This window comes from Mesorhizobium sp. M7A.F.Ce.TU.012.03.2.1, from assembly GCF_004006095.1.
In the GTDB taxonomy this organism is placed as follows: Bacteria; Pseudomonadota; Alphaproteobacteria; order Rhizobiales; family Rhizobiaceae; genus Mesorhizobium.
Genome location: NZ_CP034779.1, coordinates 530025 through 551203, shown reverse-complemented (window position 1 = coordinate 551203; position 21179 = coordinate 530025). Strand labels below are relative to the sequence as shown.

Sequence of the window (21179 nt, the reverse complement as noted above, 5' to 3'; positions counted from 1 at the left end):
GGAATGCGGCGCCTGCTAGAATTCGTGCGCCGCTCGCGGCGGGCCAATGGCTCGCCGCTCCTTCGCAAGACGCCGGCCGGATTGGCGCGTCGGCGCTATGTCGTGCTCGTGTTGGCGCTTGCCTCCTCGGCGATGGCCGGTGATCTTCAGCCTGCCGGGCTCGCCACCACGCGCACCGACCTCAATGCGAAGGACCAGGCGCGCGTCATCGCCGTCACGAGGCCGACCGCGGATTTTTCCAGGCCAGAGCAGTTCGAACTGATGCAAGGTGGCGCCGGCACGTCCCGGAAGGACGTCAGCCGCGATTCCTTCTCGCAATCCTCGGCCAACATCACCTTCGAGGAAGAGGGCGACTTCAAACTCGGCAATGCCCTTTTCCGCAAGAACTGGGTCTCGTCGCCATCCTCGACGCAGGCGTCGGACGGGCTCGGCCCGCTGTTCAACGAACGTGCCTGCCAGAACTGCCATCTGAAGGATGGCCGCGGCCGCCCGCCGCAAGGCGACGTCGGCACCACGTCGATGTTCCTGCGGCTGGCCCGTGACGCCAGCAGCGCGGAAGAGAAGGCGGCGCTTGCCGACCACGAGGTGCTCAACTTCCCCGACCCGGTCTACGGCAGGCAATTGCAGGAGCTCGCCGTACCCGGCCTGCCCGGTGAAGGCAGGATGCATGTCGACTACCAAGAACGTAAGGTAGAGCTGACGGACCGCACTGTGATCTCCTTGCGCAAGCCGAGCTATTCGGTTGACGGCCTTGGCTACGGGCCGCTTGACCCACGCACCACGCTGTCGCCGCGCCTGACCCCGCCGATGATCGGCTTGGGCCTGATCGAACAGATCGCGCCGGCTGATATTCTCGCCCACGCCGATCCGGACGACAGGGACCGCGACGGCATTTCCGGCAGGCCGAACATCGTGCGCGATAGCCTGAACGGAAAACTGACGCTTGGCCGTTTCGGCTGGAAGGCACAGACCGCGTCGCTCCGCCAGCAGGCGGCGGACGCCTTTGCCGGCGACATCGGCATCTCGACGCCCGAAGAGCCGAAGCATTGGGGCGATTGCACTGCTGCGGAGGCAAAATGCCTCGACATGCCGAACGGCGTGCAGCAGCGTCTTGGCCCGATCGAGGCGCCGCCGCCGGTGATGGATCTCGTCACCTTCTATTCGCAGAACCTGGCCGTGCCGCCGCGCCGCGACCTCGACCGGCCCGACGTGCTCGCGGGCAAAAAAACATTCTACGAGATCGGCTGCATTGCCTGCCACACGCCGAAATTCGTCACGCGCCGCGATACGCCCAACAAGGCGCAGGCGTTCCAGTTGATCTGGCCTTATTCCGACTTCCTGCTGCACGACATGGGGCCAGATCTGGCCGATGGCCAGGCTGTGGGAGATGCGACGGGCAATGAATGGCGCACGCCGCCGCTGTGGGGCATCGGCCTGACCGGGACGGTCAACGGCAATTCCTTCTTCCTGCATGACGGGCGCGCGCGCAGCCTGACCGAGGCGATCCTGTGGCATGGCGGCGAGGCGCAGAAAGCGCGCGACCGCTTTGCCGCCGCCAGTGCGACTGAGCGTGACGCGCTGCTCAAATTCCTGGAGTCACTGTGATGTTCAAGCGTTCTGCATTGTTTCTCGTTCTTGCGCTGGCATTGCTGGGCGTTGCCCCTGCGTCTGCGGCGGTCAAAGCCTCCGATATCATCCAGCGCGCGATCGATGGCTTCGTCCGCCCGGCCTATGCCGGCCTGCACGAGCATGCGGAAGCCTTGACCGGATCCATGCGCAAGCTGTGCGTCACGCCCTCGCAAGGAAAACTCGATGCCGCACGCGCCGAATTCTCCGCCACCGTCTATGCCTGGTCGTTAGCCGAAATCATCGGCTTCGGACCGATCAAGGAGAACAACCGGCTGGAGCGCATGCTGTTCTGGCCGGATCGCAAGAGCATCGGCCTGAAACAGGTACAGGCGGCGCTGTCCGACAAGGATCCGACCGCGACCGATCCGGCACAACTGGCCGGCAAGAGCGTTGCCATGCAGGGGCTGGGCGCGCTCGAATTCGTTCTTTACGGCGACGGCGCCGATGCACTTGCCGGCAAGGATGATCCCTACCGCTGCGCTTATGGCACTGCCGTTGCCGGCAACATCGAAACCATGGCCGGCGAGGTCAGCGCCGCCTGGAACAAGCCGGACGGCTTTGCCGCGCTTTGGGCCAATCCGGGGGCGCAGAACCCGCTCTACCGCGACGGCAACGAAGCGGTGACGGAACTGGTCGGCGTCTTCATCAACGAACTGGAAATGGTCCGCGACGTGCGCCTGAAAGGGTTTTTCGGCGGCAAGCCGGATGCGGACAAGCCGAAACAGGCAATCTATTGGCGCTCGCAAAACACCACCGCGTCACTGGCCGGCAATCTCTCCGGCATCGATACGCTGTTCCAGGCCTCGAAACTTGGCGATGCTCTGCCGGCCGATGCGCGCTGGATGGCCGAGTCGATCCACATCCAGCTGGTCAACGGTGTCGCCACCGCCAAGGCGGTCAGCGGTCCAATCGACAAGGCGCTTGCCGATCCGGCGCTTCGTGACAAGCTCGATCATTTCGCGCTGATCACCTCCAGCCTGTCGGCCTTGATCGGCACGAGGTTGACCGCCGAATTCGGACTGACCGCAGGCTTCTCTTCGCTGGATGGGGACTGAATTGAAAACCCCTCTGATAGATCGCCGCGATTTCCTGAGAGCTGCAGGCGTTGGCTTCATGGCGACGATGACGCCCTCGGCCTGGGCAACCACGCTTGTGGCCGACGCCGTCTTCGCCACGGCTTTCGTCAAACGCGACGGCAGCTTTGGCGCTGCCGTCCTGTCCGAGGCCGGCAAGGTCCTGCATGCGATCGAACTGCCCGATCGCGGCCACGATGTCACCTTCGATCCCATATCGAAACGCTCGGTGGTCTTCGCGCGTCAGCCCGGCACCTTCGCCGTGGTTTTCGATCACTCGGGCCGTGACGCGCCGCTGACCATCGCCAGCATCGCCGGCCGGCATTTCTTCGGCCATGGCGTGTTCTCGGCCGACGGTGCGCTGCTCTATGCCACCGAAAACGACTTCGACAACGCCGCCGGCGTCGTCGGCGTCTACGATGCGCGGGCCAAATTCAGCCGTGTCGGCGAATTCCCGACCTATGGCATGGGTCCGCACGAGCTTCTGCTCCTGGGCGATGGCAGGACGATCGCGGTTGCCAATGGCGGCATCGAGACCCATCCGGATTACGGCCGCGCCGAGCTCAACATTGCAACCATGAAGCCGTCCTATGTGCTGATAGACCGCGTCACCGGCGATCTTATCGAGAAGCACGAATTGCCGGCCGCACTGCATCAGCTGTCGATCCGCCATATGGACACCGATCGGTCCGGAAGCGTCTGGTTCGGCTGCCAGTACAGGGGGCCGGGCACCGATCGACCGTTGCTGGTCGGTCGCGCCGCGCGCGGCAAGGAGCTGCAGTTGCTGGACATGCCGCAGGACGTTTTGTCCGGCTTCCGCAACTACATAGGCTCGGTAGCCGCCAATCGGGCTGCCGGAACCGTCGCCGTTTCCTCGCCGGAAGGCAACTCGCTCGTCGTGATCGATGCGGCCAGCGGCCGGGTCGTTGCGAACAGCGCATTGGTCGAGGTCTGCGGCGTGGCGCCCGATGGAACCGGCTTCATGGCCACCACCGGCGCCGGCGAGATCATCGAGGGCAGCGGCGCGACACGCTCCGAACCGGACTATGTCTGGGACAACCACATGCTGCGTATCGAACAGGCCGCATAGGCTACAAGCGAAGCCGCTTAACGAATTATGCACTATCCCCTTGCGGTGGCGGGCCGTGGCGGGCACAGGGAATTGTTTTTCGAACCGGTTGCCTCATGAAATTGCTTGCCATCGACTGTGCCGCCAACCTCTGCGCCGCTTGCGTCTATGACGCGACGGCGAAGCAGGAGCTTGGCCATCAGGTGCTCGATCTCGGCAAGGGCCATGCCGAGCAACTGATGGCGGTCATCGCCGAAGCGCTGGAGGCAAGCGCAACCGACTATGCAGGTCTTGGCGCCATCGCCGTCTCTGTCGGCCCCGGTTCTTTCACCGGTCTGCGCGTCGGCGTCTCGACCGCGCGTGGCCTGGCGCTGGCGCTGAAGATACCGGCGATAGGGGTGACGACACTGGAGGCGCTGGCCGCCGAAGCAGCAGCGGCATTTCCCGATCGCGCCGTGCTGGCGGCGCTCGATGCCGGCCGTGAAGAGATCCACGCGGCCTTTTACGACGAAAGGTTAGTCTTGACTTACGGTCCGGCCGCGGCCACGCTGGCTGACGTGGTGACTATGGCGAAGGAAACGTCTCCGGTGCTTGCCGGCACCGCGGCAGCGCTCATCAGCGCATCGGCCGGGCGCGAATTTGATGTCGGCCCTCGGACAGCCACCGCCGACATTGTCACCTACGCCCGCCTGGCTGCCGCCAAGGGCGCGGGCGAACGGCCGAAACCACTCTATATGCGCGGCGCCGACGCCAAGCCGCAGGCTGGCTTTATTCTATCAAGGCAAGAAAGATAAATGCGCATACCTTTTCTCCAACCACGCCGCCGGGACTACGCGCTCGAGCCGCTGAGGATCGCCGACAGTCCGGCGGTCTCGCTGCTGCATCGCGAGGACTTTGTCCGCCCCTGGACCGATGGCGAATTCGCCGCCCTGCTCGAACAGGACACCGTGTTCGGCTATGCCGCGCGCGAAACCGGACAGGGCTCCAAGCCGCCCGTCGGCTTCGTGCTGGCGAGGCTTGCGGCAGGCGAGGGCGAGATCCTGACCGTCGCGGTGGCGCGATCGCATCGTCGCCAGGGGCTGGGCTGGCAATTGATGGACGCGGTGTTGCGCGAACTGCACGCGCAGCGCGCCGAAGCGCTGTTCCTCGAGGTCGACGAGACCAATGTCGCGGCGATCGCGCTTTATCGTCGGCTGGGCTTCCGCGAGGTCGGCAAGCGGCCGAATTACTACAGATCGGCCGAACACGGACCGACCGGCGCGCTTGTCATGCGCCGCGATCTTCGCTAGCGAGACGGCCGGGATGGGGCGATGATCAAGAAAATCAGGATTTTCCTGGCGCTGGGCCTCGTTGTCGCCGGTTCGTTGGTCCTCGTGCCGCTACAGATCTTGTCGATGAAGACTGGCTGGTGGCCGGAAACCTTCATCCTCAAGGTCTGGCACAGGCTGATCGTCAGGGCGCTCGGCATGCGCATCCATGTCAAGGGAGCGCTGTCCGACAAGCGCCCGCTGCTGGTTGCGTCCAATCACATCTCCTGGACCGACATCATGGTGCTCGGCTCTTTTGCCGACGTAAAGTTCATCGCCAGGGCGGATATGGAAGGCTGGCCGCTGATCGGCATGCTGTCGAAGCTGCAGCGCACCGTTTTCATCGAGCGCGAGCGCAAGCGTTCGTCGGGCGACCAGGCAAGCGAGATTGCCAGCCGCATGGCCAAGGGCGATGCGATGGTGCTGTTTGCCGAGGGCTCGACCGGCGACGGCAATATGGTCCTGCCGTTCAAGAGCACGCTGTTCGGCGCCGCCTCGATGGCGATTTCCGAAGGCGCGGCGGAACAGGTGTTCATCCAGCCGGTGGCGATCGCCTATACGCGTCTGCACGGCGTGCCGCTCGGCCGCCGGCATCGCCCGCTTGCCGCCTGGATCGGCGATGAGGATTTGATGCCGCATCTCAAGGTTCTGCTGGCGGAGGGCGCGCTCGACGTCGAGGTGCATTTCGGCGAGGCAATCGCCTTTTCCAAGGGTTCGAACCGCAAGGAGACGTCGAAACTGATGGAAAGCCAGGTGCGTGAGATGATGCAGGCGGCGCTTGCCGACCCGCGGCCGAGCCGGTAGCTCCGGCACGCTCTTGCTGGCGCGGGCCGAGAATCGTCTGTTTTTTGTCACGGAAAGGCGTTAGAAGCCGCCTTATGGACTTGAACACGATAGAAAGCGACGACATCGGCACTACGGCTGGACAGCCGGCGGTGCTTCCCGCGGCAGCGAGAAAAGTCTTCATCAAGACCTATGGCTGCCAGATGAATGTCTATGATTCACAGCGTATGGCCGATGCGCTGGCTGCCGACGGCTATTCCGCGACCGATGCCATTGGCGAGGCCGACCTGGTGCTGCTGAACACCTGTCATATCAGGGAGAAGGCGGCCGAAAAGGTCTATTCCGAGCTCGGCCGTATCCGCGATATGAAAGCCGAGCGTGCCCTGGCCGGCCGTGAGATGCTGGTCGGCGTCGCCGGCTGCGTGGCGCAGGCCGAAGGCGCCGAGATCATCCGCCGTTCGCCGGCCGTCGACCTGGTCATCGGTCCGCAGACCTATCACCGGCTCCCGGACGTGCTGGCGCGGGTGCGCGGCGGCGAAAAGATCGTCGAGACCGATTACGCCATCGAAGACAAGTTCGAGCACCTGCCGCAGCCCAAGCGGGCCGAGGTCATCAAGCGCGGCGTCACCGCCTTCCTCACCGTGCAGGAAGGCTGCGACAAGTTCTGCACCTTCTGCGTTGTGCCCTATACAAGGGGCTCCGAGGTCTCCCGGCCGGTGGCGCAGATTGTCGCGGAGGCTGAGCGCCTGGCCGAAGCCGGCGTGCGCGAAGTGACGCTGCTCGGCCAGAACGTCAATGCCTGGCATGGCCAGGGCGGGAGCGGTCAGGAGTGGGGGCTTGGCCGCCTGCTGTTCAGGCTGGCCGAAATCCCCGGGCTGGCGCGTTTGCGCTACACCACCAGCCACCCGCGCGACATGGATGACGAACTGATAGCGGCCCATCGCGATCTGCCGGCATTGATGCCCTATCTGCATCTACCGGTGCAATCCGGCTCCGACCGCATCCTCAAGGCGATGAATCGCCGGCACACGGCGAGGGATTATCTGGCGCTGCTCGACCGTATCCGTACCGCGCGGCCTGACATTGCGCTCTCCGGCGACTTCATCGTCGGCTTTCCCGGCGAGACCGAGGCGGATTTCGAGGCGACCATGGAGCTGGTGCGTCAGGTGAATTACGCCTCGGCCTTTTCGTTCAAATATTCGCCGCGCCCCGGCACGCCGGGCGCCGAAATGTCCGATCACGTGCCGGAAACCGTCAAGGACGAGCGCTTGCAGAGACTGCAGGCTCTGCTTGTGAAGCAGCAGCAGGATTTCGGTTTGAGCCTCGTCGGAAGCACCATCGACACGCTGATCGAGAAGCCCGGCCGTCAGGCCGGCCAGAAGGTTGGCCGCTCGCCTTGGCTGCAGCCGGTTATTGTTGATGAAAAGGCCGGCGAAATCGGTGACATTATCCAGGTGCGAATCACGAAGACGGGCTACAACAGCCTGTTCGCCGAATTGGCCTGAGGGTCTCGGCAGATGAGGAGAGACGGTTGAGCGCAGCAGAGCTGAAGAACCTGCCCCCGGTACCGGCATCTGGGGCTTCTGACATGGCGCACATCGTTCTGACTTTCGACAACAACAAGCTTGCCAGCGCCCTTTATGGTCAGTTCGACGAAAACCTCGCCAGGCTGGAGCAGAAGCTTGGCGTCGACATCCGCTCACGCGGCAACCAGCTGACCATCAAGGGTTCGGCGTCGGCCGCCGAGCAGGCGCGCCGCGCCCTGGACAACCTCTACGGCATTCTCCAGAAAGGCGTCGATATCGGCCAGTCCGACGTCGACGGCGCCGTGCGCATGGCGATCGCCGCCGACGATCAGCTGACCCTGCCGACGCTGGAGCGCAAGGGCAAGGTTTCCGCCGCCCAGATCGCCACCCGCAAGAAGACGATCTATGCCCGCTCACTCAACCAGGACGCCTATATGCGGGCGCTGGAACGGTCGGAACTGGTGTTCGGCATCGGCCCGGCCGGCACCGGCAAGACCTATCTGGCGGTGGCCCATGCGGCGATGCTGCTCGAGCGCGGCATGGTCGAGCGCATCATTCTCTCGCGGCCTGCGGTCGAGGCCGGCGAACGGCTGGGCTTCCTGCCCGGCGACATGAAGGAGAAGGTCGATCCCTATCTGCGGCCGCTCTATGACGCGCTCTACGACATGATGCCCGCCGACAAGGTCGAGCGCGCCATTGCCGCCGAAGTGATCGAGATCGCGCCGCTCGCCTTCATGCGCGGCCGCACGCTGGCGCATGCCGCCGTCATCCTCGACGAGGCGCAGAACACCACGCCGATGCAGATGAAGATGTTCCTGACGCGTCTGGGCGAAAATTCGCGCATGATCGTCACCGGCGATCCGACCCAGATCGACCTTCCTTCGAACACCAAATCGGGACTGGTCGAAGCCTTGCGGGTGCTGGACGGCGTGGCGGGCGCGGTCACCGTGCGCTTCAACGACGGCGATGTGGTCCGCCATCCACTGGTGGCGGAAATCGTCAGGGCCTACGACCGGGACGCCAAGCTGGCGCGCGGCCTCGGCGCCGAGAATTGATGTTGACGATGCGGCTTCATGCCTGAGGACATAACATCCGGCGACGGGAATGTTCCCGTCGACATCGACATATCGGTTGAGGCGGGCAACTGGCCCGACGAGGCAAGCCTGACGCGGCTGGTCGATCGCGCCGTCAAGGCGGCTTTTGCCGAAACCGGCGTGGCGGGCCGTTCCGAACTCAGCCTCGTTTTTACCGACGACGCCCATGTCCGGGTTCTCAACGCCGGCTGGCGCGGCAAGGACAAGCCGACCAATGTCTTGTCTTTCCCGGCTTTTCCGTTTGTGCAAGGCGGACCGTTGCCGCCGATGCTGGGCGACATCGTGCTCGCCGCCGAGACGGTCGCGCGTGAAGCGGCACTGGAAGACAAGCCGGTCGAGAACCATATCACCCATCTCGTCATCCACGGCCTGCTGCATCTGCTGGGTTACGATCACGAGACCGACACTGAAGCCGAGGCGATGGAAGCCGTCGAACGCGCGGCGCTTGCAAGGCTTGCCATTCCCGACCCCTACGCGTAACTACATCTGATCAATTGACCGGACGACGATGAACGACAAACCAGAAACTGCCGCCCGCCCCGACGCCGGCAGTGCGACCAAGGCTTCCGACACGTCGGAAGAGGGATCAAGTCCGAGTACCGTTACCTCTGGTGCTAACAGTACCTCTGGCGCTAGCAGTACCTCTGCTGTTGCCGGTGCTGGCAGCGCTGCCAGCGAGACGTTGCCTGCCGGTCCCTCCCTGTTCGACCGCGTTCTGGGCCTGTTTCGGCAACGCAACGGAACCAGCCTGCGTGAGGAAATTGCCGGCGCGCTTGCCGAGACGACGAGCGATGCCGGCGCCTTCTCGCCCGGCGAACGCGCCATGCTCAACAACATCCTGCGGCTGCGCGAAGTGCGCGTCGAGGACGTCATGGTACCGCGCGCCGACATTCAGGGGGTCGAAATCACGACGACGCTCGGCGATCTCCTGGGCACTTTCGAACAATCCGGCCATTCCCGCATGCCGGTCTATTCCGAGACGCTCGATGATCCGCGCGGCATGGTCCATATCCGTGACGTGCTGGCCCACATCACCAAGATCGCGCGCGTCAAGAAGGGCCGCACGACCAGGAAAACCCCCGCTGCCACGGTTCTCGATCTTGCCCAGGTCGACCTCGCACGCACCATTGGCGACCTCAATCTGATCCGCCCGGTGCTGTTCGTGCCGCCGTCGATGCTTGCCTCCGACCTGATGGGCCGCATGCAGACGACGCGCACGCAAATGGCGCTGGTCATCGATGAATATGGCGGCACCGACGGTCTTGCCTCGCTGGAAGACATCGTCGAGATGGTGGTCGGCGACATCGAGGACGAGCATGACGACGACGAGCCGATGATCACCCAGAGCGGCGACGGCGTGTTCATCGTCGACGGCAAGGCCGAGATCGACGACGTGGCCAAGATGATCGGCGGGGATTTCGCCGCCGGTGAACATGGCGAATATGTCGACACGATCGGCGGCATGATTTTCAACACGCTTGGCCGTGTTCCGGCCCGCGGCGAGGTGGTGCAGGCCATACCCGGCTTCGAATTCCACGTCCTCGATGCTGATCCGCGCCGCGTCAAGCGCGTGCGCATCGTGCAGAGCCAGAAGGGTGAGCGCCGCCGGCGCGCCACCGCGCGCACCGAACAGGCGTGAGCGTCACGCTCGCCCGATGACTGTCGACGACCCGTTCAAGCATCCAAGTCTGGGGTCTGGTGTCTTCTACAAGGACCCTCGTGCCGCGCTGGATTGGCTGGAAGCCGCCTTCGGCTTCGAGCGCAGCATGGTGGTCAGCGATGCCGAGGGAAAACTCATCCATGCAGAGATGCGGTTCGGCGACAGCTACATCATCGTCGATTCCGAATGGAGCGATTATGTCGCCAGCCCGGCTTCGGTCTCGGGCAGCAACACGCAGTCGATCTATATCAGGCTGAAGGGCGGCCTGGATGCGCATTGCGAGCAGGCGCGGGCGACCGACGCCGGGATAATCCAGGAGCCGGCGGATCAGTTCTACGGTGAGCGCCAGTATCGTGCCCGCGACCCCGAGGGCCATGTCTGGACCTTCACGCAGACCATCCGTTCGGTTCCGCGCGAGGAGGCCGAGCGGCTGGGGAGCGTTCAAATCGAGGGTTGGCACTGGTAGGGCAGGGCCGGAGCTGTGCATCTCAGCCAGCCCATCCGCCGTTTGGAGCGCGGAGCGCAGCCTGTTAAATCTTGTGTCCTGATTCGCGACTCGGAAGTATGCATGGAGCGCCTCACCGGCCGGATAATTCTGCTTTGGGGTTGGCGGCGTGCGCTCGTGGCGTTTCTCGCAGGTGCCTTGGCGGTGCTTGGTCAGGCGCCTTACGATTTCTTCGCCGCCTGTTTCGTCTCGTTTCCGCTGCTGGTCTGGCTGCTCGACGGCGCCACCGGTGAAGCTTCCGGCAGTCTGTTCCGGCGTCTACGGCCGGCTTTTGCCGTCGGTTGGTGGTTCGGTTTCGGCTATTTCCTCGCCGGCCTCTGGTGGATCGGTTCGGCGCTGCTGGTCGAGGCCGACAGCTTTGCCTGGGCGCTCCCCTTCGCCGTGGTCGGCATTCCTTTCATGCTCGCCTTTTTCTACGGCTTTGCGGCAATCGTTGCCCGGCTGCTGTGGAGCAACGACATTGGCCGCATCGCCGCCCTTGCCTTCGGCTTCGGCCTGGCGGAATGGCTGCGCGATTTCCTGTTCACCGGTTTTCCCTGGAATGCCGTCGGCTACGCGGCCATGCCCGTGCCGCTGCTGATGCAGAGCGTCTCGGTGACGGGCATGATCGGCATGAACGCGCTCGCCGTGTTCGTCTTCGCACTGCCGGCACTGCTGGCGGCACGTCGGCACCTGCGCCTCGGCGCGGCACTGTTTGTCATGCTCGCCGCCGCCCATGTCGGCTTCGGCTATGTCAGGCTTGGCGCTCCCGAACCGCCAGCTTCACGCAGCCTGGATGTCCGCATCGTTCAGCCGGCCGTGGACCTGTCGGAAAAATGGGATGCCTCGGTGCGCGACCGCATCTTCGCGGTCCTGATGGGGCTCTCGGCCAAGGCGCCGGACCCAGGCCATCAAAAGCCGCAGCTGATCCTGTGGCCCGAAACCTCGGTGCCTTTCCTCTTCACCGAGCGTCCGGACGCATTGACGGCGCTGGGAGACATGCTCGGATCCGGCCAGATGCTGATTGCCGGCGTCGTTCGCGAGGAAGGCGGTTCGGCCGCGAATGCCGACAGCCGTTACTACAACTCCGTGGTGGCGATCGACGACAAGGGTGAAATCGCTGACGCCGTCGACAAGGTTCACCTGGTGCCGTTCGGCGAATACCTGCCTTTCGCCGATCTGCTCCAGCGTTTCGGCATCGAGCAACTGGTTGCCGGGCCGATGAGTTTCGCGGCCGGCAATGAGCGGCACGCCATCACGCTGCCCGATGGCATCCGTGCGCTGCCATTTATCTGTTATGAGGTGATCTTTCCCGATCTTGTGGCAGTTGACGCTGCGTCAGCGCAGCTTATTGTGAACGTTACCAACGATGCGTGGTTCGGCGACACGCCGGGTCCGTATCAGCATTTCAGGCAGGCCCAGATCCGCGCGGTGGAAAATGGATTGCCATTGGTACGTGCTGCCAACAACGGCATCTCGGCCGTCGTCGATCCGCGCGGGCGCATCGTCGATGCGCTTGCGATCGACGCACGCGGCGCCATCGATGCCCACATACCGATTTCCGGACAGGCGCTCATATCTCCCGGCCAACGGCGCATTAACGGAATGCTGATCATGTTGCTGTTTGCCGTTGGGGCAGCGCTGTTGAACGTAAGGCAAAGGCTACGGGTGAATTGACAGCCAACACATTAGAAACTCATACTGTAAGTGCCTGAAAATTTCTCGAAGCCGGTGGATCGTTCTGTTGGGGCAGTTGCCTCCGGCTTTGTTTGGGCAAGAAAAAATAGAGAAAGCCGAAAAAATTCGGCGAGGAAAAAATGACAGAAGACAACAAGAAGAAACCGAATCCGATCGACATCCATGTTGGCAGTCGCATCCGGCTTCGCCGCAACATGCTGGGAATGAGCCAGGAAAAGCTGGGAGAAAACCTCGGCATCACATTTCAACAGATTCAGAAATATGAAAAAGGCACCAACCGCGTCGGCGCCAGCCGATTGCAGGCGATAGCGTCCATACTCGGCGTGCCGGTCGCCTTCTTTTTCGAGGATGCGCCCGGCCAGGAGCCCGTGGCGGGCCGTGGATTTGCCGAGGACGCGTCGATGGCTTTCGCTGTCGAATTCTGCGGCAGCCCTGAAGGCCTTCAGCTCAACCGGGCCTTTGTCAAGATCGCTGATGCCAAGGTGCGCCGCAGGATTATAGACCTGGTCAAGTCCCTCTCCGCCGACGATCCCGACTGATCCTCAATCACGCCAGCACCGGCGGCGTCTTGCCGCTGGTGGCACAAGATAACTGCATCGACATTCATGCCAGAGCCGAAGCACCGCTTGACGAGCGGCGCTTCGCCCCGCTAACACGTGGCGCGCCAAAATCGGCAGCCTGCCGATCGTTTTTCAAGAGGGGACACCCGTGACGCGGCAGAACTACTTCTTTACCTCGGAATCCGTTGCCGAGGGCCATCCCGACAAAGTCTGTGACCGGATTTCCGACGAGATCGTCGATCTGGTGTATCGCGAAGCCAAGAAGACCGGCATGGACCCGTGGAAAGTCCGTGTCGCCTGCGAGACGCTGGCCACCACCAACCGTGTCGTCATCGCCGGCGAAGTGCGTGTTCCCGACACGCTGCTCAAGAGGGACAAGGCAGGCAATATTCTCAAGGATGCCGCCGGGCATTCGGTCGTCAATCCGGCCAAGTTCAAGTCGGTCGCCCGCAAGGCGATCCGCGAGATCGGCTACGAGCAGGCCGGCTTTCACTGGAAAACCGCGAAGATCGAGGTTCTGCTGCACGGCCAGTCGCCTGACATCGGCCAGGGCGTCGACAATGCCTCCGACCGTCAGGGCGAAGAGGGTGCCGGCGACCAGGGCATCATGTTCGGCTACGCCTGCCGCGAGACGCCGGATCTGATGCCGGCGCCGATCTACTACAGCCACAAGATCCTCGAATTGCTGGCAGCCGCCCGCCACGAGGGCAGCGGTGAAGCCGGCAGGCTCGGACCGGATGCCAAGAGCCAGGTCACCGTTCGCTATGTCGACGGCAAGGCCGCCGAGGCGACGCAGATCGTGCTGTCCACGCAGCATCTCGATGCGAGCTGGGATTCGAAGAAGGTCCGCAAGGTCGTCGAACCCTATATCCGGGAGGCGCTGGGCGAGCTGAAGATCGCCGACAACTGCATGTGGTACATCAATCCGACCGGCAAGTTCGTCATCGGCGGGCCGGACGGCGACGCCGGGCTGACCGGCCGCAAGATCATCGTCGACACCTATGGCGGTGCCGCACCCCATGGCGGCGGTGCCTTCTCCGGCAAGGACACCACCAAGGTGGATCGTTCGGCGGCCTATGCGGCGCGCTACCTGGCCAAGAACGTCGTGGCGGCGAAACTCGCCGACCGCTGCACCATCCAGCTTTCCTACGCCATCGGCGTTGCTCAGCCGCTGTCGGTCTATGTCGACTTGCACGGTACCGGCAAGGTCGACGAGGCAAAGCTCGAGGACGCGCTGCGCACGGTGATGGATCTGTCGCCGTCGGGCATCCGCCGTCACCTCGATCTCAACAAACCGATCTACGCCAAGACGTCGTCCTACGGCCATTTCGGCCGCAAGGCCGGCCGTGATGGGTCTTTCTCCTGGGAAAAGACCGATCTCGCCAAGGCGCTCAAGGACGCGGTCGCCGCCTGACAGCGGCGCCGCAAAGTCCCACCATGGATCCGAAGGACAGACCAAGCCGCGCGACCGAAGCCTTTTTCGGTCGCCGGCGCGGCAAAACCATGCGTCCGCAGCAGGCGGCCGCACTGGAAAGCGGCTTTGGCACATATCGGCTCGATCTGACGGCTGAACCGCCGGCTGATCTGCACGCTCTGTTTGAGACGGATGTCCGCGCGGTTCGCCTTGAGATTGGCTTCGGCGGTGGCGAGCATCTCCTGCATCGTGCGATCGAGGCGCCTTCGATCGGCTTTATCGGCGTCGAGCCCTTCGTCAACGGCATGGCCAAGATGATGATGGCGGTGCGCGAGAAACCACTCGCCAATCTGCGGGTCTATGACGACGACGCCACAAGGCTGCTCGACTGGCTGCCGCAAGCCTCGCTCGACGGCATCGATCTGCTCTATCCCGACCCCTGGCCGAAGAAGAAACACTGGAAGCGGCGCTTCGTCAGCCCGGTCAATCTCGAGCGGTTCGCGCGTGTGCTGAAGCCTGGTTCAAAATTCCGCTTCGCGTCCGACATCGACACCTATGTCAATTGGACCCTGCTGCATTGCCGCGCGCATGGCGCGTTCGCATGGCAGGCTTGCGAGGCGGCGGACTGGCACCTTTCCTATGAAGGTTGGCCGGGCACCCGTTACGAGGCCAAGGCCATTCGTGAGGGCCGGCGGCCGGCCTATCTTACCTTCATTCGGAAATAAGCTCGCGGTCTTAGAGAAATTCCTGGAAAGTGTGAAACGGTTTTCCGTCCGGAATTGCGTCAAAGCTAGAAGCGGCGGCCGATGCGATCGAAGGCGGCAGGCTCGACGCCGAGATTGCGCAGGTCGTCGGCGCGCGGCCTGCGACCGGCTTCCACGGCCCGCGAAGCGGCCACGGCGCTGCCGAATACGGTGAAGAAGTCGCCTATTGCAGAAAATATCTTGCGATTGCTCATGATCATGTCCTTTCGCGCACGTGTGACGCGCGGTCACATTTGTGCAGCGCAACATAGGTAGGTGCGTTTCGGCGCCAATCCCATGGGTATCGCCGCATAGGCGCCATGCGTCCCATGCAACGCTGGCGCGGGCCGCCTCGATGGCGGCGCTGCCCGACCAGCACAGCGGGCTTGAAACACAGGCCGCGATCGTCTATATCAGCCTCAAATTCTTGGTCGGTATGACGAAGAGTGGGTCCACCCGGTCCCGCTCTTTTTTATTACCTGCCGATAACTTCGTAGAGAACGACAGGATTTCAATGACTGCAACGGCAAGCGAGGGCGACGATCGCATCATCCGCGAAAGCGGCATCGATGCGCGCATCGCACTGATCGTCCAGCCGGTTCTGCGCGGCATCGGCTTCCGCCTCGTGCGGGTGCATCTGTCGGGCCAGAACGGGCTGACGCTGCAGATCATGGCCGAACGCGAGGACGGCACCATGACCGTCGAGGATTGCGAAGAGGTCAGCCGCGCTGTGTCGCCGGCGCTCGACGTCGATGATCCGATCGAAAAGGCCTATCACCTCGAAGTCTCGTCGCCCGGCATCGACCGGCCACTGGTCCGTAAATCGGATTTCACGACCTGGACGGGTCATCTGGTGAAGATGGAAACATCGATGGTCGTCGCCGACCGCAAGCGCTTCAAGGGCAAGATCGCCGAAGCCGGCGAAGACGATGTGCTGATCGAGCGCGACAAGGCAGCCTATGGCGAGGAGCCGACGGTGCGTGTCCCCTACGATGCGATTGCCGACGTGCGCCTGATCCTGACCGACGATCTCATCCGCGATGCCCTGTCGAAGGACAACAGGGCGCGCAAGGAAGCCAAGAAGCGCCGCGGCGAACCGGACGACGACGAGTCGGGTGCGGAAGCGGACGCCACGGAAGACCACGAACAGGAACTATGATTGAGCTGCCGGGCGCAAAGGCCCGGCAAACAAGCTCCGGAGAAAAACGATGGTTGTAAGCGCCAACAGACTTGAATTGCTGCAGATCGCCGACGCGGTCGCGCGTGAAAAGTCGATCGACAAGTCGATCGTCATCGCCGCCATGGCCGATGCGATCCAGAAGGCGGCGCGCTCGCGTTACGGTCAGGAGACCAACATCCGCGCCGACATCAACCCGAACACCGGTGAGATGAAGCTGCAGCGGCTGATGGAAGTGGTCGAGAAGGTCGATGACTACGCCACGCAGATCGCCATTTCGTCGGCTCGCGAGCGCAATCCCGACGCCCAGCTCGGCGACTTCATCGCCGAACAGCTGCCGCCCATGGATTTCGGCCGCATCGCTGCCCAGTCGGCCAAGCAGGTCATCGTGCAGAAGGTCCGCGAGGCCGAACGCGACCGCCAGTATGACGAGTACAAGGACCGCATCGGCGAGATCGTCAACGGTACCGTCAAGCGCGTCGAATACGGCAACGTCATCGTCGATCTCGGCCGCGGCGAAGCGATCATCCGTCGCGATGAGCTGATCCCGCGCGAGAACTACAAATATGGCGACCGCGTCCGCGCCTATGTCTACGATGTGCGCCGCGAGCAGCGCGGCCCGCAGATATTCCTGTCGCGTACCCACCCGCAGTTCATGGCCAAGCTGTTCACCATGGAAGTGCCGGAAATCTATGACGGCATCATCGAGATAAAATCGGTCGCCCGCGACCCAGGTTCGCGCGCCAAGATCGCCGTCATCTCGCGCGACAGCTCGATCGATCCGGTCGGCGCCTGCGTCGGCATGCGCGGCAGCCGCGTCCAGGCCGTCGTCGGCGAATTGCAGGGCGAGAAGATCGACATCATTCCGTGGTCGCCTTCGGCGGCGTCCTTCATCGTCAACGCGCTGCAGCCGGCGGAAGTCGCCAAAGTCGTGCTCGACGAGGATGCCGAACGCATCGAAGTCGTGGTTCCCGACGACCAGCTGTCGCTGGCCATCGGCCGCCGCGGCCAGAACGTGCGTCTGGCTTCGCAGCTGACCGGTTGGGATATCGACATCCTCACCGAGGCCGAAGAATCCGAGCGTCGCCAGAAGGAATTCGTAGAGCGTTCGTCGCTGTTCATGGAAGCCCTCGACGTCGACGAGATGGTCGGCCAGGTGCTGGCCTCCGAAGGCTTCACCAGCGTCGAGGAAGTCGCGTATGTCGATTCCGGCGAGATCGCCTCGATCGACGGTTTCGACGAGGACACCGCTTCGGAAATCCAGACCCGCGCCCGCGAATATCTGGAGAAGATCGAGGCCGAGCACGATGACAAGCGCAAGGCGCTCGGTGTTTCGGACGAGTTGCGCGAAATTCCCGGCGTCACCACCGCCATGATGGTGACGCTTGGCGAGGACGGCGTGAAGACGATCGAGGATTTCGCCGGCTATGCCGCCGACGACCTGACCGGCTGGAAGGAACGCAAGGACGGCGAGACAAAGGTCTATCCGGGCGTGCTGGCCAATCATGGCGTGACCCGCGCAGACGCCGAACAGATGGTTCTGGCCGCCCGCCTCAAGGCCGGCTGGATCACCGAAGACGAGCTTGCAGCCGAAGAAGTCTCGGCTGACGAAGCCGTTGGTGCGTGAGGTGAAACCGCATCGCACCGAACCCGCCCCTGGACGAGATGAACGATCGCACCTGCATCGTTACGCGCAAACAAGCCGAACCGGATGATCTGATCCGGTTCGTCGTCGGCCCGGATTCGGCCGTCGTTCCCGACATCAAGAGAAATCTGCCCGGCCGCGGTTGCTGGGTGAGCGCCGACCGCCTACATATCGACAAGGCTGCGGCGAAGAACCTCTTTGCCCGCGCCTTCAAGGCACAGGTGGTCGTGCCGCCCGATCTTGGCGGCATGATCGACGGGCTGCTTTCCAGGCACGCTCTGGGCATGCTTGGTCTTGCCCGTAAGGCAGGCGCAATTTCGCTTGGTGCTACCAAGGTCGAAAGTGCTGTTCGCGGCGGATTGGCGCTTTTCGTGCTCCACGCGACCGAGGCGTCCGATGACGGCGTGCGCAAGATCAGCCAGGCGCGACGGGCGACAGTCCATCTCGGCGGGCCCGCCATCCTTGCCTACAAACTTTTCTCCGAGGCCGAGTTGAGCTTGGCATTGGGGGGTACAAATGTGATACATGCTGCCGTTCTCGCGGGAGACGCGGGCAGGGCGGTCCAGAAGCGCATGGTTGCGCTCGACCGGTATCGGGGCGGTTCCCCGGACGATCTGGCAATGCTTGCGGCTGTTGCTGACGAAGATGATGCCGCAGAGGATATGGAATGAGCGATACGAAATCGGGTGACGACAATACGCTGAGTGTGACGCCGAAGAAGACCTTGACGCTGAAGCGCCCCGGTATGGAACAGGGCACTGTGCGCCAGAACTTCTCGCACGGCCGCACCAAGCAGGTCGTCGTCGAAACCAAGAAGCGCAAGTTCTCGATGCCCGGCGACAAGCCGGAGCCTGTTGCCGCCCCGGTCTTCACACCGAAGCCGGCGGTCGTGGCCGCACCCGTCGTCGTGCCGGAAGCACCGAAGGCGCCACCACCGCCACCGGCCCCGGTCGAACGCAGCGGCATGGTGCTGAACGAGCTGTCGCGCAGTGAAATGGAAGCACGCCGCAGGGCGCTCGAGGGCTCGAAGGTTCGCGAGGTCGAGGACCGCCAGCGCGCCGCCGAGGATGCCAAGCGTCGCGCCGAGGACGAAGAGCGCCGCAAGCGCGAACGCGATGAATCCGCACGCCGCCAGGCCGAGGAAGAGGCGCGGTTGCAGACCGAGGCCGAATCCCGCCGTCGGGCTGAGGAAGAGGCCCGTCGACGCGCGCCATTGGCTGCCGAACTGGCAACGGTCGATGACGAGGAAGTGGCCAAGCCGAAGCGTGTTGGTGCCGGCGCACCGGTGCGCCGTCCGGTCACGCCCGAAGTGGCGCGTCCGGCCAAGCCGACCAAGGCCGAGGAAGACCGCCGCCGCGGCAAGCTGACGCTGAATTCAGCATTGTCCGACGAAGACGCGCGAGCCCGTTCGCTGTCGTCGATGCGTCGCCGCCAGGAAAAATTCAAGCGCGCGATGCACAATGAGCCGCGCGAGAAAGTCATGCGCGAAGTGATCCTGCCAGAGACCATTACCATCCAGGAACTGGCGCAACGCATGTCCGAGCGCGCGGTCGATCTGGTCAAGTTCTTCATGAAGCAGGGCCAGATCCTGAAGCCGGGCGACGTCATCGATGCCGACACGGCCGAGCTGGTTGCTACCGAATTCGGCCACACGGTCCGCCGCGTCGCCGAGTCCGACATCGAGGAAGGCCTGTTCAACATCGCCGACAATGCCGAGGACCTGGTTTCGCGTCCGCCGGTCGTGACGATCATGGGTCACGTCGATCATGGCAAGACCTCGCTGCTCGACGCGATCCGCAACGCCAATGTCGTCTCCGGCGAAGCCGGCGGCATCACCCAGCATATCGGCGCCTACCAGGTCGAGAAGAACGGTCACAAGATCACCTTCATCGACACGCCCGGCCACGCCGCCTTCACGGCGATGCGTGCTCGTGGCGCCCAGGCGACCGACATTGCCATCCTGGTGGTTGCCGCCGACGACAGCGTCATGCCGCAGACGATCGAATCGATCAGCCATGCCAAGGCGGCCGGCGTTCCGATCATCGTGGCGATCAACAAGATCGACAAGCATGATGCCGATCCGCAGAAAGTGCGCTCCGAACTGCTGCGCCACGAGGTTTTCGTCGAATCCATGGGCGGTGAAGTTCTGGACGTCGAAGTGTCGGCGACCAAGGGCACCAATCTCGACAAGCTGCTCGAGGCGATCCTGCTGCAGGCCGAAATTCTCGACCTGAAGGCCAATCCGGATCGTACCGCCGAAGGCGTTGTCATTGAAGCCCAGCTCGACAAGGGCCGTGGCCCCGTCGCCACCGTGCTGGTGCAGACCGGCACGCTGATGCCGGGCGACATCCTCGTTGCCGGCAACGAATGGGGCCGGGTGCGTGCGCTGGTCAACGATCGTGGTGTGCAGATCAAGGAAGCGCCGCCGGCGATGCCGGTGGAAGTGCTTGGCTTGCAGGGCACACCGCAGGCCGGCGACCGCTTCGCCGTGGTCAACAACGAGGCCCGTGCCCGCGAGATCACCGAATACCGCCAGCGGCTGGCGCGCGAGAAGGCGGTTGCCAAGCATGCCGGCCAGCGCGGTTCGCTCGAGCAGATGATGTCGCAATTGCAGACAAGCGGGCTGAAGGAATTTCCGCTGGTCATCAAGGGCGACGTGCAGGGCTCGATCGAGGCGATCAACGCCGCACTCGACAAACTCGGCACCGACGAAGTGCGTGCGCGCATCGTCCATGCCGGCGCCGGCGCCATCACCGAAAGCGACGTGTCGCTGGCGGAGACTTCGGGTGCCGCGATCATCGGCTTCAACGTCCGCGCCAACGTCCAGGCGCGTGCCGCCGCAGCGGCGGCTGGCATCGAGATCCGCTACTACTCGATCATCTACAACCTCGTGGATGACGTGAAGGCGGCTCTGTCGGGCCTGCTGTCGCCGGAGCGTCGCGAGACCTTCATCGGCAACGCGCAGATCCTCGAGATCTTCGACATCACCAAGGTCGGCAAGATCGCCGGCTGCCGTGTCACCGAAGGCAAGGTCGAGCGTGGCGCGGGTGTGCGCCTGATCCGTGACAACGTCGTCATCCACGAAGGGACGCTGAAGACCCTGAAGCGCTTCAAGGACGAAGTTTCGGAAGTCCCCGGCGGCCAGGAGTGCGGCATGGCCTTCCAGAACTACGAAGACATGCGCGTCGGCGACGTCATCGAGTGCTTCCGCGTCGAGATGGTGACCCGGACACTCTGAGTTCGAGTGACTTGTCCATACCGGGCGGTGGCCGAAAGGCCGCCGCCCGAGGTCTATTGAGAACGACCCATATGAGACA

20 protein-coding genes are annotated in these 21179 nt (G+C 63.5%); 19 read left to right on the top strand and 1 reads right to left on the bottom strand.

All coding sequences use genetic code 11. The annotated features are described in order from the left end of the window. The first annotated feature begins 3 nt into the window (after nt 1–3). The 15 genes from EJ079_RS02615 to EJ079_RS02545 all read left to right on the top strand — a co-directional run bounded on the left by EJ079_RS02615 (nt 4) and on the right by EJ079_RS02545 (nt 15022). Nucleotides 4–1605: a di-heme oxidoredictase family protein gene (locus EJ079_RS02615; RefSeq protein ID WP_127807969.1), complete on the top strand. Its 1602-nt coding sequence runs from the start codon at nt 4–6 to the stop codon at nt 1603–1605. Continuing rightward, complete coding sequence (locus tag EJ079_RS02610) at nt 1605–2684, top strand: imelysin family protein (RefSeq protein WP_127807968.1); 1080 nt, start codon at nt 1605–1607, stop codon at nt 2682–2684. Before EJ079_RS02615 ends, EJ079_RS02610 begins: the two co-directional genes overlap by 1 nt. 1 nt (nt 2685) lies before the next feature. After that, complete coding sequence (locus tag EJ079_RS02605) at nt 2686–3792, top strand: DUF1513 domain-containing protein (RefSeq protein WP_127807967.1); 1107 nt, start codon at nt 2686–2688, stop codon at nt 3790–3792. A 95-nt stretch (nt 3793–3887) separates the two neighbouring features. Further along, a complete protein-coding gene (gene tsaB, locus EJ079_RS02600) occupies nt 3888–4565 on the top strand; it encodes a tRNA (adenosine(37)-N6)-threonylcarbamoyltransferase complex dimerization subunit type 1 TsaB (RefSeq protein ID WP_127807966.1) in 678 nt (225 codons plus the stop codon). Then, nucleotides 4566–5060, top strand: a complete 495-nt coding sequence (rimI, locus tag EJ079_RS02595) for a ribosomal protein S18-alanine N-acetyltransferase (protein ID WP_024503455.1) — start codon at nt 4566–4568, stop codon at nt 5058–5060. 21 nt (nt 5061–5081) lie between these two features. Next, on the top strand, nt 5082–5882 hold the full coding sequence (locus EJ079_RS02590; protein ID WP_127266949.1) for a 1-acyl-sn-glycerol-3-phosphate acyltransferase: 801 nt from the start codon (nt 5082–5084) through the stop codon (nt 5880–5882). A gap of 74 nt (nt 5883–5956) precedes the next feature. After that, on the top strand, nt 5957–7366 hold the full coding sequence (miaB, locus tag EJ079_RS02585; protein ID WP_127395543.1) for a tRNA (N6-isopentenyl adenosine(37)-C2)-methylthiotransferase MiaB: 1410 nt from the start codon (nt 5957–5959) through the stop codon (nt 7364–7366). An 83-nt stretch (nt 7367–7449) separates the two neighbouring features. Then, nucleotides 7450–8442: a PhoH family protein gene (locus EJ079_RS02580; RefSeq protein WP_023758127.1), complete on the top strand. Its 993-nt coding sequence runs from the start codon at nt 7450–7452 to the stop codon at nt 8440–8442. 18 nt (nt 8443–8460) lie between these two features. After that, complete coding sequence (gene ybeY, locus EJ079_RS02575; protein ID WP_127381321.1) at nt 8461–8961, top strand: rRNA maturation RNase YbeY; 501 nt, start codon at nt 8461–8463, stop codon at nt 8959–8961. A 28-nt stretch (nt 8962–8989) separates the two neighbouring features. Next, nucleotides 8990–10120, top strand: a complete 1131-nt coding sequence (locus EJ079_RS02570) for a hemolysin family protein (RefSeq protein WP_127321192.1) — start codon at nt 8990–8992, stop codon at nt 10118–10120. Nucleotides 10121–10136: 16 nt separating this feature from the next. Further along, nucleotides 10137–10607 (top strand): VOC family protein, encoded by a 471-nt coding sequence (locus EJ079_RS02565; protein ID WP_127807965.1) that lies wholly within the window; start codon nt 10137–10139, stop codon nt 10605–10607. Between the two features lie 102 nt (nt 10608–10709). Further along, nucleotides 10710–12302 carry an apolipoprotein N-acyltransferase gene (lnt, locus tag EJ079_RS02560; RefSeq protein WP_127327720.1) on the top strand — a complete coding sequence of 531 codons (1593 nt, stop codon included), beginning with the start codon at nt 10710–10712 and terminating at the stop codon, nt 12300–12302. Nucleotides 12303–12442: 140 nt separating this feature from the next. Continuing rightward, nucleotides 12443–12862, top strand: coding sequence for a helix-turn-helix domain-containing protein (locus EJ079_RS02555; protein ID WP_013527901.1), 420 nt, complete (start codon nt 12443–12445; stop codon nt 12860–12862). Between the two features lie 169 nt (nt 12863–13031). Then, nucleotides 13032–14297 (top strand): methionine adenosyltransferase, encoded by a 1266-nt coding sequence (metK, locus tag EJ079_RS02550; protein WP_127266944.1) that lies wholly within the window; start codon nt 13032–13034, stop codon nt 14295–14297. A 23-nt stretch (nt 14298–14320) separates the two neighbouring features. Continuing rightward, nucleotides 14321–15022 carry a tRNA (guanosine(46)-N(7))-methyltransferase TrmB gene (locus EJ079_RS02545; protein ID WP_127399232.1) on the top strand — a complete coding sequence of 234 codons (702 nt, stop codon included), beginning with the start codon at nt 14321–14323 and terminating at the stop codon, nt 15020–15022. A gap of 65 nt (nt 15023–15087) precedes the next feature. Here the strand turns inward: EJ079_RS02545 and EJ079_RS02540 are convergent, their stop codons facing one another. Further along, nucleotides 15088–15255, bottom strand: a complete 168-nt coding sequence (locus tag EJ079_RS02540) for a hypothetical protein (RefSeq protein WP_013527898.1) — start codon at nt 15253–15255, stop codon at nt 15088–15090. A 299-nt stretch (nt 15256–15554) separates the two neighbouring features. On the opposite strand from EJ079_RS02540, the gene rimP reads away from it, so the two are divergent. Genes rimP through infB form a run of 4 tightly spaced genes read left to right on the top strand, consistent with a single transcriptional unit; the run spans nt 15555 to nt 21100 of the window. After that, nucleotides 15555–16199 (top strand): ribosome maturation factor RimP, encoded by a 645-nt coding sequence (gene rimP / locus EJ079_RS02535; RefSeq protein ID WP_127270712.1) that lies wholly within the window; start codon nt 15555–15557, stop codon nt 16197–16199. Between the two features lie 49 nt (nt 16200–16248). After that, a complete protein-coding gene (nusA, locus tag EJ079_RS02530; RefSeq protein ID WP_013527896.1) occupies nt 16249–17844 on the top strand; it encodes a transcription termination factor NusA in 1596 nt (531 codons plus the stop codon). A 38-nt stretch (nt 17845–17882) separates the two neighbouring features. Beyond that, nucleotides 17883–18533, top strand: a complete 651-nt coding sequence (locus tag EJ079_RS02525; RefSeq protein WP_023811407.1) for an RNA-binding protein — start codon at nt 17883–17885, stop codon at nt 18531–18533. Beyond that, nucleotides 18530–21100: a translation initiation factor IF-2 gene (gene infB, locus EJ079_RS02520; RefSeq protein ID WP_127294040.1), complete on the top strand. Its 2571-nt coding sequence runs from the start codon at nt 18530–18532 to the stop codon at nt 21098–21100. The genes EJ079_RS02525 and infB overlap by 4 nt, the downstream gene beginning before the upstream one ends. Nucleotides 21101–21179 lie beyond the last annotated feature (79 nt).

Excerpts from the sequence above, each read along its gene's own strand:
- EJ079_RS02615 (WP_127807969.1), top strand. The coding sequence starts at position 4 with ATGCGGCGCCTGCTAGAATTCGTGCGCCGCTCGCGGCGGGCCAATGGC.
- EJ079_RS02610 (WP_127807968.1), top strand. The coding sequence starts at position 1,605 with ATGTTCAAGCGTTCTGCATTGTTTCTCGTTCTTGCGCTGGCATTGCTG.
- tsaB (WP_127807966.1), top strand. The coding sequence starts at position 3,888 with ATGAAATTGCTTGCCATCGACTGTGCCGCCAACCTCTGCGCCGCTTGC.
- rimI (WP_024503455.1), top strand. The coding sequence starts at position 4,566 with ATGCGCATACCTTTTCTCCAACCACGCCGCCGGGACTACGCGCTCGAG.
- EJ079_RS02590 (WP_127266949.1), top strand. The coding sequence starts at position 5,082 with ATGATCAAGAAAATCAGGATTTTCCTGGCGCTGGGCCTCGTTGTCGCC.
- miaB (WP_127395543.1), top strand. The coding sequence starts at position 5,957 with ATGGACTTGAACACGATAGAAAGCGACGACATCGGCACTACGGCTGGA.
- EJ079_RS02580 (WP_023758127.1), top strand. The coding sequence starts at position 7,450 with ATGGCGCACATCGTTCTGACTTTCGACAACAACAAGCTTGCCAGCGCC.
- ybeY (WP_127381321.1), top strand. The coding sequence starts at position 8,461 with ATGCCTGAGGACATAACATCCGGCGACGGGAATGTTCCCGTCGACATC.
- EJ079_RS02570 (WP_127321192.1), top strand. The coding sequence starts at position 8,990 with ATGAACGACAAACCAGAAACTGCCGCCCGCCCCGACGCCGGCAGTGCG.
- EJ079_RS02565 (WP_127807965.1), top strand. The coding sequence starts at position 10,137 with ATGACTGTCGACGACCCGTTCAAGCATCCAAGTCTGGGGTCTGGTGTC.
- lnt (WP_127327720.1), top strand. The coding sequence starts at position 10,710 with ATGGAGCGCCTCACCGGCCGGATAATTCTGCTTTGGGGTTGGCGGCGT.
- EJ079_RS02555 (WP_013527901.1), top strand. The coding sequence starts at position 12,443 with ATGACAGAAGACAACAAGAAGAAACCGAATCCGATCGACATCCATGTT.
- EJ079_RS02545 (WP_127399232.1), top strand. The coding sequence starts at position 14,321 with ATGGATCCGAAGGACAGACCAAGCCGCGCGACCGAAGCCTTTTTCGGT.
- EJ079_RS02540 (WP_013527898.1), bottom strand. The coding sequence starts at position 15,255 with ATGAGCAATCGCAAGATATTTTCTGCAATAGGCGACTTCTTCACCGTA.
- rimP (WP_127270712.1), top strand. The coding sequence starts at position 15,555 with ATGACTGCAACGGCAAGCGAGGGCGACGATCGCATCATCCGCGAAAGC.
- nusA (WP_013527896.1), top strand. The coding sequence starts at position 16,249 with ATGGTTGTAAGCGCCAACAGACTTGAATTGCTGCAGATCGCCGACGCG.
- EJ079_RS02525 (WP_023811407.1), top strand. The coding sequence starts at position 17,883 with ATGAACGATCGCACCTGCATCGTTACGCGCAAACAAGCCGAACCGGAT.
- infB (WP_127294040.1), top strand. The coding sequence starts at position 18,530 with ATGAGCGATACGAAATCGGGTGACGACAATACGCTGAGTGTGACGCCG.